At 69.1% G+C, this 11,587-nt stretch carries 10 protein-coding genes; 6 read left to right on the top strand and 4 right to left on the bottom strand.

Annotated features, from left to right (window positions below; genetic code table 11):
* Positions 1-112 precede the first annotated feature (112 nt).
* From PSPA7_RS15780 to nahK, 3 genes are all read left to right on the top strand, one after another.
* Positions 113-1,312, top strand: a complete 1,200-nt coding sequence (locus tag PSPA7_RS15780; RefSeq protein WP_012076055.1) for a porin — start codon at positions 113-115, stop codon at positions 1,310-1,312.
* A 102-nt stretch (positions 1,313-1,414) separates the two neighbouring features.
* On the top strand, positions 1,415-2,578 hold the full coding sequence (nosP, locus tag PSPA7_RS15775; protein ID WP_003157176.1) for a nitric oxide-sensing protein NosP: 1,164 nt from the start codon (positions 1,415-1,417) through the stop codon (positions 2,576-2,578).
* The gene (nahK, locus tag PSPA7_RS15770; protein ID WP_079262182.1) at positions 2,508-5,153 is read left to right on the top strand and encodes a hybrid sensor histidine kinase/response regulator NahK/ErcS'; all 2,646 of its coding nucleotides are present in this window, start codon (positions 2,508-2,510) and stop codon (positions 5,151-5,153) included. The genes nosP and nahK overlap by 71 nt, the downstream gene beginning before the upstream one ends.
* 1 nt (position 5,154) lies before the next feature.
* Here nahK and PSPA7_RS15765 read toward each other — a convergent pair whose 3' ends face one another.
* Together PSPA7_RS15765 and agmR are read right to left on the bottom strand one after the other, a co-directional pair.
* Positions 5,155-6,015 carry an EamA family transporter gene (locus tag PSPA7_RS15765; RefSeq protein WP_012076053.1) on the bottom strand — a complete coding sequence of 287 codons (861 nt, stop codon included), beginning with the start codon at positions 6,013-6,015 and terminating at the stop codon, positions 5,155-5,157.
* A gap of 9 nt (positions 6,016-6,024) precedes the next feature.
* Positions 6,025-6,690: a response regulator AgmR gene (gene agmR / locus PSPA7_RS15760; protein WP_012076052.1), complete on the bottom strand. Its 666-nt coding sequence runs from the start codon at positions 6,688-6,690 to the stop codon at positions 6,025-6,027.
* Positions 6,691-7,207: 517 nt separating this feature from the next.
* Between agmR and PSPA7_RS32480 the strand changes: the two genes are divergently transcribed.
* Both PSPA7_RS32480 and PSPA7_RS15755 read left to right on the top strand, forming a co-directional pair.
* A complete protein-coding gene (locus PSPA7_RS32480) occupies positions 7,208-7,348 on the top strand; it encodes a hypothetical protein (RefSeq protein ID WP_012076050.1) in 141 nt (46 codons plus the stop codon).
* A 139-nt stretch (positions 7,349-7,487) separates the two neighbouring features.
* Positions 7,488-8,165, top strand: a complete 678-nt coding sequence (locus tag PSPA7_RS15755; protein WP_012076049.1) for a response regulator transcription factor — start codon at positions 7,488-7,490, stop codon at positions 8,163-8,165.
* A 26-nt stretch (positions 8,166-8,191) separates the two neighbouring features.
* On the opposite strand, the gene PSPA7_RS15750 is transcribed toward PSPA7_RS15755, so the two are convergent.
* Complete coding sequence (locus PSPA7_RS15750) at positions 8,192-8,845, bottom strand: pentapeptide repeat-containing protein (RefSeq protein WP_012076048.1); 654 nt, start codon at positions 8,843-8,845, stop codon at positions 8,192-8,194.
* Between the two features lie 53 nt (positions 8,846-8,898).
* Positions 8,899-10,770 (bottom strand): quinoprotein ethanol dehydrogenase, encoded by a 1,872-nt coding sequence (gene exaA / locus PSPA7_RS15745; protein ID WP_012076047.1) that lies wholly within the window; start codon positions 10,768-10,770, stop codon positions 8,899-8,901.
* Positions 10,771-11,082: 312 nt separating this feature from the next.
* On the opposite strand from exaA, the gene pedF reads away from it, so the two are divergent.
* Positions 11,083-11,520, top strand: a complete 438-nt coding sequence (gene pedF, locus PSPA7_RS15740; RefSeq protein WP_003088533.1) for a cytochrome c-550 PedF — start codon at positions 11,083-11,085, stop codon at positions 11,518-11,520.
* The last annotated feature ends 67 nt before the right edge of the window (positions 11,521-11,587 follow it).

The following is an 11,587-nucleotide window of genomic DNA, read 5'->3' as shown; positions in this document are numbered from 1 at the left end:
CCGGGAAGCAGCGCCTAAGCAGGCCCAAGGAAGCGTATGGCCGGGATTCCCCGGTTTCGATAATCGGCTCCGCCACGACCGGCCCGGTCGTTTCACCCTCGCGGAGTGCGCCATGAACAAGAACAACACCGCCGTTCGCCGAATCCTGCCGCTGACCCTGGCCTCGCTGGGGGCCCTGGGCGGCCTGCAACCGGCCGTCGCCGACATCCTGCTCTATGACAAGGACGAGACGACCTTCTCCACCGATGGCTACTTCAACGCCTTCTACGTCAACAGCGACGTCGATCGCGAGGGCGAGACCTACGACCGCCGCCAGTCGCGGGTGAAGATGGGGTTCCTGCCGAACTATATCGGCTTCAACTTCGGCAGGAAGGTCGATGACCTGACCCTCGGCGGGCGGGCGTCGTTCTGGGTCACCATCAACGACAGCGAGACCGACGGCACCGACACCGCCATCGACGTCCGCCAGTTCTACGGCACCGTCGCCGGCGACTGGGGCGAGGTGCTGATCGGCAAGGACTTCGGCCTGTTCTCGCGCTCGAACATCTTCCTCGACGAACTGCTCGCAGGCTTCGGCAATCCCAGCGACACCCTCGGCCTGGTGGATGGCAAGGGCGTGTCCTTCGGCAACATCGGCACCGGCTACCCGTATCCGTTCCCCACCTCGCAGATCACCTACCGCAACAACAGCCTGCTGCCCGGCCTGCGCATCGCCGTGGGCATCCTCGACCCGATCGATTCCAACCAGATCGACAAGGACGCCAGCGACGGCCTGGACGACAAGGCCTACCAGGACAACCCGCGCTACGAGAGCGAGGTCAGCTACCAGTTCGACCTCGGCGGTACGCAGATCTACAGCTGGATCAACGGCGGCTACCAGACCTCGAAGAACACCAGCGACACGGTCGACAGCGTCACTTCCAAGGGTCTCGGCTACGGCGTGCAGGCGAAGTTCGGCGGTTTTTCCCTGACCGGCTCGGGGTTCACCGCCAAGGGCATCAACCCGTTCTTCACCAACAACGCCGGCGAGGCCGCGTTGCGCGAGGTGGACAGCCGCGGCGCGCTGTTACAGGGCTCCTACAGCTGGGGCAGGAACCGCCTGGCGCTGTCCTATGGCAAGACCGTCGACGACGGCAACGGCCTGGGCTCGGCCGCCGACTACGAGAGCCGCGGCATCGCCTATTTCCGTACGATCAACGACAACCTCAAGCTGGTCGCCGAACTCAACCGCTACCGGATCGACGGCCGCGACGGCGCGGCGCTGGACGAGGACACCGACACCGTGGCCCTTGGCGCCGTGCTGAACTGGTGATCCCGCTACCTTCGGAGGACGGCGCCGCGACCCAAGTAGGATAGGGGCCGCGGCGCTCGCCTCCGTAGAATGTCGGCAGGCAAACCGGAAGTGGACGCAGGCATGTACGACGGACACGGGGAAGGGGTCACCAGGGGCATGTCCAGCGCCCGCGACGTCGAGGCGGTGGCCCAGGACCTGGCGCGCCAGCTGATCCACCCGCACCTGGGCTTCGTGCTGTTCTTCTGTTCCGCCGAATACGACCTGCCGGCCCTCGCCGCGATGCTCGAACGCTACTTCGGCGGCATCGACCTGGTCGGCTGCACCACCGCCGGCGAGATCACCCCGCAAGGCTATGGCCGAGGTTGCGTCAGCGCGGTGGGCTTCGACCTGCGCAGCTTCGCCATCGCCAGCGTGCTGATCGACGAGATGGAGCGCTTCAGCCTGCTCGACGCCCAGCAGATGGTCGAGCGCCTGGTCGCCGATTGCCGCAGCGGCGGCCTGGCGCCGATCAAGGGCCACAGCTTCGCCCTGACCCTGCTCGACGGCCTGTCCAGTCGCGAGGAGGTGGTGCTCGCCGCGCTCAGCGCGGCCCTTGGGGCGATCCCGCACTTCGGCGGATCGGCCGGCGACGACAACCACCTGACCCATACCCACGTCTACCACCGGGGCCAGTTCCATACCGGCGCGGCGGTGGTGCTGCTGGTCAACACCTGGCTGGACTTCGAGGTCTTCACCACCCATCACGTGCTGCCGCGCGCCGAGAAGCTGGTGGTGACCCGCGCCGACAGCGGCAGCCGGCGCGTCCACGAACTCAACGCCGAACCGGCGGCACTGGAGTACGCGCGGCTGGTCGGAGTGGCGCCGGAGGCGCTGGACTTCGCCCTGTTCTCCGCCCATCCGCTGGCGGTGCGGGTCGACGACCGCTATTACGTGCGCTCGATCCAGCAGGCCAACGACGACCTCAGCCTGACCTTCTACTGCGCGGTGGAGAACGGCATCGTCCTCACCGCGATGAGCACCGGGCCGCTGCTGCCCAACCTGGAGGCGCAGTTCCGCCGGCTGCACGAGCGCCTCGGACCGCCGTTGCTGACCATCGGTTGCGACTGCTTCCTGCGGCGCCTGGAGCTGGAGGTCGGCGGCGACACGGAAGCTACCGCCGCGTTTCTCCGCAGCCAGCAGGTGATCGGCTTCAACACCTACGGAGAGCAATTCAATGGCATGCATATCAACCAGACCTTCACCGGGGTCGCCATTGGCCGACCCCGCGGAGGTGTCCGTCGCTGAGCTGCAGGCGCGGGTCGTCGCCCTCGAGGAAGAGCGGCACAAGTTGCAGCGGATCAACCAGGCGCTGATCGGACGCATCGAGTCGAGCGCCGCGCAGAGCGACGATGCCTATGGCGCCTTCCAGTATTCCGTGGTGCTGGCCGAGCAGGTCCGTGAGCGCACCGACGCGCTGAGCCAGGCGATGGCCGAGCTGCGGGCCAGCAACCAGCTGCTCAGCGACGCCCGCCTGCGCGCCGAAACCGCCCACCAGCACCTGCTCGATGCCATCGAGAGCATTTCCGATGCCTTCGTCCTGTTCGACGGGCAACGCCGCATCGTCCTGTTCAACGAGCGCTTCCGCGCGCTCTGGGCCAATTCCCGCGCGCGCATCGGTCCCGGCATGCGCCAGGCCGAGCTGCGTCGGTTGGCGCGCAGCGGCGGGCTGATCGTCGAGGAGCAGCGCGGCGGCGACGAGCAGACCCTGTACCGCCTGCGCGACGAGCGCTGGCTGCGCATGAGCGAGCGGCCGACCCGCGACGGCGGGCTGGCGGTGCTCTACACCGACGTCACCGAGATCAAGCTCAGCGAAACCGCGCGTCGCGAGCAGGCTCTGGCGCAGAAGTCGCACCTGCTGCAGCGGGCGGTGGACAACCTGTCCCAGGGCGTGGCGATGGTCGGCGCCGACGGTACTCTGGAACTGTGGAACCGACGCTTCCTGGAACTCTGCGGTCTGGCCCCGATCGGCGGCCACCGGGCCTTCGCCGAAGTCATGGCGGAGAGCGAACTGCCGCTGATCACGCCGTGCAGCCGCGATGCCCAGGGCGCTCCGCGCGCGGTGCTGGAGCAGCGCCTGTTCGACGGCCGGGTGCTGGAGATCCGCACCCATGCCTTGCCCACCGGAGGCTTCGTCAACACCTTCACCGATATCACCGAACGCTATCGCCATGCCGAGACACTGCGCGCCAGCGAACGCTGGATCCGCCTGATCACCGACCAGGTGCCGGCGCTGATCGCCTATCTCAGCGACGAGCTGGTCTACGAATTCACCAACAAGGTCTACGAGCAGTGGTACCGCTGGCCGAGCGGCTCGATGCTCGGACGCAACCTGCGCGACGTGCACGGCGCCGAGCACTGCCGGCGCCTGGAGCCGTATTTCGAGCGTGCGCTGGCCGGCGAGAGCGTGACCTTCGAGATCGCCGAGACCGCGCTGTCCGGCCAGGAGCGCTACATGCAGCGTTCCTATGTGCCGAACCGCCAGGCCGACGGCAGGGTGGTCGGCCTGTTCGTGCTGATCCGCGACATCACCGAGCGCCGGCGCACCGCCGAGGCGCTGCACCAGGCCTACCAGAACCTCGAGCAGCGGGTGCGCGAGCGCACCGCCGAGCTGACCAGCCTCAACGACCAGTTCAAGCGCGAGATCCACGAGCGCAGCCAGGTCGAGGCACGCCTGCGCGAGGCCAAGCGCGAGGCGGAACAGGCCAACCTGTCGAAGACCAAGTTCCTTGCCGCGGTCAGCCACGACCTGCTGCAGCCGCTGAACGCCGCGCGGCTGTTCACCAGCGCGTTGCAGGAGCGCGGTGGCGTCGGGCAGGGCAACGAGGCGCTGGTGAACAACATCAGTCATTCGCTGGAGGACGTGGAGAATCTGCTCGGCACGCTGGTGGACATCTCCAAGCTGGACGCCGGGGTGATCCGCCCGGATATCGCGCCGTTCGAGATCGGCGAGCTGCTCGGCAACCTGGCCGCGGAGTACCGCCAGGTGGCCGTCAGCGAGGGCCTGCGCCTGGAGTTCGTGGCCTGCGGGGCGCTGGTCCGCAGCGACCAGCAACTGCTCGCGCGGATCCTCCGCAACCTGCTGTCCAACGCCATCCGCTACACGCCCCGCGGGCGCGTGCTGCTTGGCTGCCGCCGGCAGCGCCAGAGCCTGTCTATCGAGGTCTGGGACACCGGGGTCGGCATCGCTGCCGACAAGCTCGGCGAGATATTCCAGGAGTTCAAGCGCGGCGAGTTGCAGCGCTCGCAACAGGACCGCGGGCTCGGCCTGGGGCTGGCGATCGTCGACAAGATCGCCCGCATGCTCGGCCACCGGGTCCGGGTCGGCTCGCGGCCGGGCAAGGGCTCGTGCTTCGCCATCGAGGTGCCGCTGGCCCGCCACGCCCCGCGCGGCCGCGCCGAGCCGCCGGCCTGCGCGGACGACCTGCGCGAGCGGCTGCGCGGTTCGCGGGTGTGGGTGCTGGACAACGACGCGGCGATCTGCGCCGGCATGCGCACGCTGCTCGAGGCCTGGGGCTGCCGGGTGGTGACGGCGTTGTCGGAGGAAGACCTGGCGCGCCAGGTCGACAACTACCACGCGGAGGCCGACCTGCTGATCGTCGACTATCACCTCGACGACCAGCGCAACGGCATCGACGCGGTCGCCGCGATCAATGCCCGGCGCGGTTCGCCACTGCCGGCGCTGATGATCACCGCCAACTACAGCAACGACCTCAAGCAGCAGGTCCGCGAGCTTGGCCATACCCTGATGCACAAGCCGGTACGGCCGATGAAGCTGAAGACCGCGCTCTGCCACCTGCTGGAGCGCGAAGGCGTGGTCTGATTCAGCCGCGTTCGCGCGCCGCGCGGCCCAGGCGCGGGAGGAGGATCAGGGCGATCCCGCCGAGCACCGCCAGGGTCGCCGGCGGCAGCCGTGGGCCGAGCGGCTCGCCGAGCAGCAGCGCGCCGCAGAGGGCGGCGAGCACCGGCACGCTGAGCTGCACCGAGGCTCCCTGGAGCGCCGTCAGCCCCGGCAGCGCGCTGTACCAGACGGCGTAGCCGAGGCCGGAGGCGAGGGCGCCTGAGAGCAGCGCATAGAGCAACCCGGGGCCGTCCAGCCGCAGTTGCCCGTGGAAGACCAGGAGCAGCAGGGCGGCGAAGGCGATGGCGCGGAGGAAATTGCCGGCGCTGACCGCCAGGGGGTCGCCGCCGCCCCGGCCGAGCAGGGTATAGAGCCCCCAGGCGAGGCCGGACAGCAGCATCAGCAGGGCGCCGCCCAGTGGCGGCGCGCTGGCTCCCGGCAGCAACAGGTAGAGCAGGCCGCCCAGTGCCAGCAGGAAACCGGCCAGTGCCTGCGTACCCGGCCGCTCGCCGCGCAGCAGCCCGGCCAGGAGCAGGCTGACCTGCACCGCGCCGAACAGCAGCAGCGCGCCGGTGCCGGCGTCCAGTTGTACATAGGCGTAGGAGAACGCCGCGGCGTAGACGAACAGCGCCGCCGCGCCGCGCCAGCCGCCGCGCGCGCCGGCCGGGGCGCGGCGCAGGCGCAGCAGCAAGAGCAGCATGAGCGCCCCGGAAACAAGGCGCAGGGCGGTGAAGCTGACCGCGTCGATGGCGGTGTCCTTCAGCGCTGCCCGGCAGAGCAGCGAATTGCCGGCGAAGGCCAGCATCGCCAGGATGGTGAGCAGCAGGGTGCGGCGGTCGGGCATGGGCGGGCCTCAGCGACGCAGGTAGGCGGCGAAGTCGATGTCGCTGGCGCTGAGGATGGCCTGCACGCGGTTGTGCACCCTGAGCTTGCGCAGGATCGCCGAGACGTGCGCCTTCACCGTGGTCTCGGCGATCTCCAGGTTGTAGGCGATCTGCTTGTTCGACTCACCCTTGGTCATTCGCTCCAGCACCAGCAACTGCTTGCGGGTCAGGGCCTGCAGCAGTTCCGGGGCGATCGCGTGCTCCTCGTGGCCGCAACGGCGCGGCGAGCTCTTCTGCGTGCGGATCACGTCCGAGGGCAGGTAGACGTTGCCGTTGAGGATCTGCTCGATGGCCTCGGTCATCTGCGCGCGCGGCGAGGACTTGGTGATGAAGCCCACCGCGCCGTAGGTGATGGCCTGCAGGACCACCTGCTTGTCCTGCTCGGCGGAAACGATCACCACGGGAATGGTCGGGGCCTCGTTGCGCAGGTTCATCAGGCCGTTGAGGCCGTGCATCCCGGGCATGTTCAGGTCGAGCAGGATCAGGTCGAGGTCGTCGTGGGCCTGGGTCAGGCCCAGGGCGCTGTCGAGGTCGGCGGTCTCCATGACTTCGCTGCCGGGAAACCCGTCGGCGATGACATTGTGGATGGCTTCGCGGAACAGCGGGTGATCGTCGGCGATCAGGATCTTGTACATGGCCAGGACCTCGTTATTGTCGTTATGGGCGGCGGGTGGCGGTTCAGCGCGAGGCTGGCGTTCGGCGGACGCCGCTGGCGTCACGGTAGCAGCCGCGGCGGCGATAGCCCAGCGCGGCGCCGCCCTGGCCTGGCGGGGCCAGGCGGCCCGGGATGAGGGATCGGCGAGGAGATCGACCGGGACGCTGGCGGGCGCGGCCGGACGGCGCCAGTGGCAGGCTGGACGGAGCGTGGGCAAGGCGAGGCATGGCGATTTCTCTGTAGTTCTTCTTGTAGCGGCCATTACAAGACAGGTGCGCTGCTTTGGAAATTCGACGTTGAGAGGGGCGAAGCGCTACCAAAGTAGTAGACGGCCACTCTTGCGCATGGCCCATGTCCTGGCACCGATGCCGGCCGCGTCCGCGCGGCGGCCGGAACCTGGGGGAAGGTAGCGCCCCGGCAGTACCAAGGTAGTAGCCTGTCGCGGCTGGCGGCGTCCTAGCATGCTTTGGCAATGACCATCCAAAGGAGGCGCCGCCATGCGCATCGCCGTCACCCTGGTGTTGCCCATCCTGCTGATCCTCAGCCTGCTCGGCTTCGATTTCCTCTACGCCCGGCATGTCCAGCCCGACACGCCTGGCGCCTGCTCGGCCGCACACGCCTGCCGGGCTGCGCCCTGAGGCACGGCATGCCGGCGCCACGCGCGGATCCGCCTGCGGCGGCGTGGCGGTTCCCTCGACCGGGCGGGCGCGACGATGGACGCGGCTGCGAGCTGCGCCTGTGACCGTCGCCGGGTGTGGCGACTGAAAGGAGGAAAGCATGAAGATCCTGCTGGTGGATGACCATCCCGTGGTCCGCGAAGGCCTCGCCGGGTTGCTACGGGGCCTGCTGCCCGACGTGCAACTGAGCGAGGCCGGCGACGGCGAGCACGCCTTGCTGGCGGTGCAGCGCGAGATTCCCTCGCTGGTCATCGTCGACCTCGACCTGCCGGGAATCAGCGGCGTGGAGCTGACCCGCCGGCTGCGCCAGCGCCTGCCGCAGCTGCGCGTGCTGTTCTTCAGCCTGCACGACGAGCTGGCGCTGGTGCGCCAGGCACTGGACGCCGGTGCCCGCGGCTACCTGACCAAGCGCGCGGCACCGGCGACGCTGCTGGAGGCGGTGCGCCGGGTGCTCGCCGGGCAGGTCTACATCGAGCAGGGCCTGGCCATCCGCCTGGCGTGCCAGCAGCGGAGCGAGGAGGGCGAGGCCATCCTGCGCGACTTGACCCGCCGTGAGTTCGAGATATTCCGCCTGCTCGCGCGCGGCCTGGCCATGCGTCAGGTGGCCGAGCAGCTGGGGGTGAGCGGCAAGACCGTGTCAAACCATGTCAGCCTGCTCAAGCAGAAGCTGCAGGTGAGCACCCAGGCGGAACTGGTGCACCGGGCCATCGACAGCGGCGTGCTGCGGCTGGGCCTGCCGCTGCCGCTCGCCGAGAAGGCTTGCGGCAGCGTCGGGTAGGGGCATCCTCGCTGCTGTCCGGCGCTTCACCGCCAGCCCGCGGGGCAGTCCTTGCAACCCTGCATGTTGCTGCCCTGGAAGTTGCCGAAGCGCACCTTGCTGCCGCGCAGGTCGGCGTCCTCCAGATTGGCCTCGGCCAGCTTGACTTCCTGCAGGTTGGCGTCGCGCAGGTCGGCGCCCTTGAGATCGGCGCGGGACAGCCAGGTCATCTCCAGGTCGGCGGCGCGCAGCGTGGCCTGGTGCAGGCGGCCGCCGCTGAGTCGGGCGAACTCCAGGTAGGCGGCGGTAAGGTCGGCGCCCTGCCACTGGGCACCCTGGGCGAACAGGCCCCAGGCCTGGATCGCCACCGCCCTGGCGCCGGAGAGGTCGGCGCCGCGCAGGTTGGCCTGCTGCAGGCTGGCGCGGGTGAGGTCGGCGCCACGCAGGTCGGCTTTTTCCAGGTTGGCCAGGTCGAGCCTGGCGTGGCGCAGGTCGGCGCCGGAGAGATCGGCGCCGGCCAGGTCGATGCGGCCGAGGTCGAGGTTGCGCAGGTCGGCACCGCGCAGGTCGGCCCTGGCGCAGCGCGCGCCGGGCTCCAGGCGGCAGCCGGCGATGATGCGGACGCTGTCGTCGTCGATGTCGTCGGCGGCCTGGGCCAGGCCGGCGCCGAGCAGGGCGGCGCAGAGGAGGAAGGTCTTCATCGGGATACTCCGCGGGCGGGGAAAGCCGCGCCCCGCGGGGCGCGGCGCGGGGATCAGCGGCTGGCGGTGCGGTTGTCCCAGCTGGGCAGCTTGAATACCCAGAAGGAACCGCCCTGGGCCACCGGCCGGGTCAGGTCGGCCATGTCGCCGCCCCACAGCGGCACGGCGCCGCCGTAGCCGACGGTCACGCCGAGGTACTGCTCGCCGTCCTGTTCCCAGGTGATCGGCGGCGAGACGATGCCGCTGCCGGTCTGGAACTTCCACAGTTCCTTGCCGCTCTTCGCGTCGAAGGCCTTGAAGTAGCCGTCGCCGGTGCCGGTGAACACCAGGTTGCCGGCGGTGGCCAGCACCCCGGCCCAGAGTGGCAGGTGTTCCTTGTGTTCCCAGACCACCTTGCCGCTGACCGGGTCCATGGCGCGCAGGCTGCCGACGTGGTCGTCGTACATGCGCTTGATCCGGAAGCCCATGCCCAGGTAGGCGCTGCCCTTCGTATAGCTGACCTCCTCGGTCCAGTAGTCTTCCTTCCAGTGGTTGGCCGGCACGTAGAACAGCCCGGTGTCCTGGCTGTAGGCCATCGGGTTCCAGTTCTTGCCGCCGAGGAATGGCGGCGATACTTCCACCGCCTTGCCATGCTTCTGCCCCGGTTCCGGCAGCGGCGGGCGCTGGCCCTCGCGCTCCACCGGGCGGCCGGTCTTCAGGTCGATGTGGCTGGCCCAGGTGATGTTGTCGACGAAGGGGAAGGCGTTCTGCAACTTGCCGTTGCTGCGGTCGACCACATAGAAGAAGCCGTTGCGGTCGGCGTGGGCGGTGGCCTTGACGATCTTGCCGTCCTTGGCCTTGTAGTCGAACAGCACCAGTTCGTTGTTGCCGGAGAAGTCCCAGGCGTCGTTGGGGGTGTGCTGGTAGAACCACTTCACCTCGCCGCTGCTCGGGTCGACCCCGACCTGGCCGGAGGTGTAGAGGCTGTCGTAGTCGTGCGGGTTGCCGCCCTTGGCGGTGCGCGCCCAGGTGTTCCACGGGCCGGGGTTGCCGGCGCCGACGATGATGGTGTTGGTCTCGGCGTCGAAGCTGGCGCTCTGCCAGGGAGCGCCGCCGCCGTGGCTCCAGGACTCGACCTTGCCGGTCGGCGAGTTGCGATCGTCCGGCCAGGACGGCGCCTTGACGTCGCCGGTGACCGTGCTGTCCTTGCCGTTCAGGCGGCCCATGTGGCCTTCGACGAAGGGGCGCATCCAGATTTCCTCGCCGGTATCCGGATCGCGGGCGAACAGGCGGCCGACCACGCCGAACTCGTCGCCCGAGCTGCCGTGGATCAGCAGGACCTTGCCGGTCTTGCCGTCCTTCACGATGGTCGGCGCGCCGGTCATGGTGTAGCCGGCGCCGTGGTCGGCGAACTTCTTCTTCCACACCACCTTGCCGGTGTTCTTGTTCAGCGCCACCACCGAGGCGTCGAGGGTGCCGAAGAACACCTTGTCGCCATAGATCGCGGCGCCGCGGTTGACCACGTCGCAGCACGGGCGGATGTCGTCGGGCAGGCGGTGGTTGTAGGTCCACAGGCGCTTGCCGGTCTTCGCGTCGAGGGCGAACAGCCGCGAGTAGGAGGCGGTCACGTAGATCACGCCGTCGCTGACGATGGCCTGGGACTCCTGGCCGCGCTGCTTCTCGTCGCCGAAGGAATACGACCAGGCCGGGGTCAGCTTGAACACGTTGTCGGCGTTGACCTGCTTGAGCGGGCTCCAGCGCTGGGCATGGGTGCCCATGCCGTACTGCAGCACGTCGCCGGTGCTCTTGTCGTCGTTGGCGATGTCCTCCCAGGTCACATCCTTGGCCAGCGCGGCGCCACCGCTGCCCAGGGCGACGGCGAAGGCGAGGCAGTGCAGGCTCGGGCGCAGGAGGCCGGCAGGGGCGGGTGAGGTTCTTGTTGTCATGATCGGGTTCCCGTTTGGAGTGAGGGTCGAGAAACGGCAGGCCGCTGCTCGGGCCGCGGCGGTTTCATGGTGGAAGCGGGGCTCGCCGGCGGGAACGGAAGATCGCCCGATTCGCCCGGGAAGACTTCCCGGCCGGGACATGACTTGGACTTGCTGCCAAAGCCCCCCGCGAGGCCTTCCGAGGCTCTACTGCGAAGGGAGTAGGCGAGGGCGCCCAAAGCAGGATTCGGCCGCGCGGCGGAGGCTCCTAGGATGGCGGCGAGCGCCGTTTGGCGCCCGTGCCTTGTCCTGTCTCCCCGGAGGAATGAAGTGATGAACAAGAACAACGCCTTGCGCGGCCTGCTGGTGCTGGCCGGTCTCAGCCTCTCGAGCCTGGCCCTGGCCCACGGCGACGTGACCCCCCAGGCGGTGGACACCAAGGGACTCGAGCCGCTGGGCAAGGAATGGCGCGACACCAACCCCTACCGCGAGCCCTACGCCAAGCACGACCTGGCCGTGGAGATCGGCGCCTCCGCCTACAACCAGAACTGCGCGCGCTGCCACGGCCTGGAAGCCAAGTCCGGTGGCATCGCCCCGGACCTGCGCCTGCTGGAGACCGGCGCCGAGGGCGACGAGTGGTTCAAGGAGCGGGTCATCAACGGCGCGGTGCGCGATGGCGCGGTGTACATGCCGAAGATGGCCGACTTCATCAGCCAGGAAGGCCTCTGGGCGATCCGCAGCTATCTGGAAAGCGTGCACGTCGACGAGTGACACGCCCGACCCTTCGCCGCCGACCGCGGCGCCCTCGCCGAGTCCGCCGCGCCACGGCGGAACGACC

The sequence above is a fragment of the Pseudomonas paraeruginosa PA7 genome (assembly GCF_000017205.1).
In the GTDB taxonomy this organism is placed as follows: Bacteria; Pseudomonadota; Gammaproteobacteria; order Pseudomonadales; family Pseudomonadaceae; genus Pseudomonas; species Pseudomonas paraeruginosa.
The sequence above is the reverse complement of the archived record's forward strand: the minus strand, read 5'-3'. Positions and strand labels throughout refer to the sequence as shown.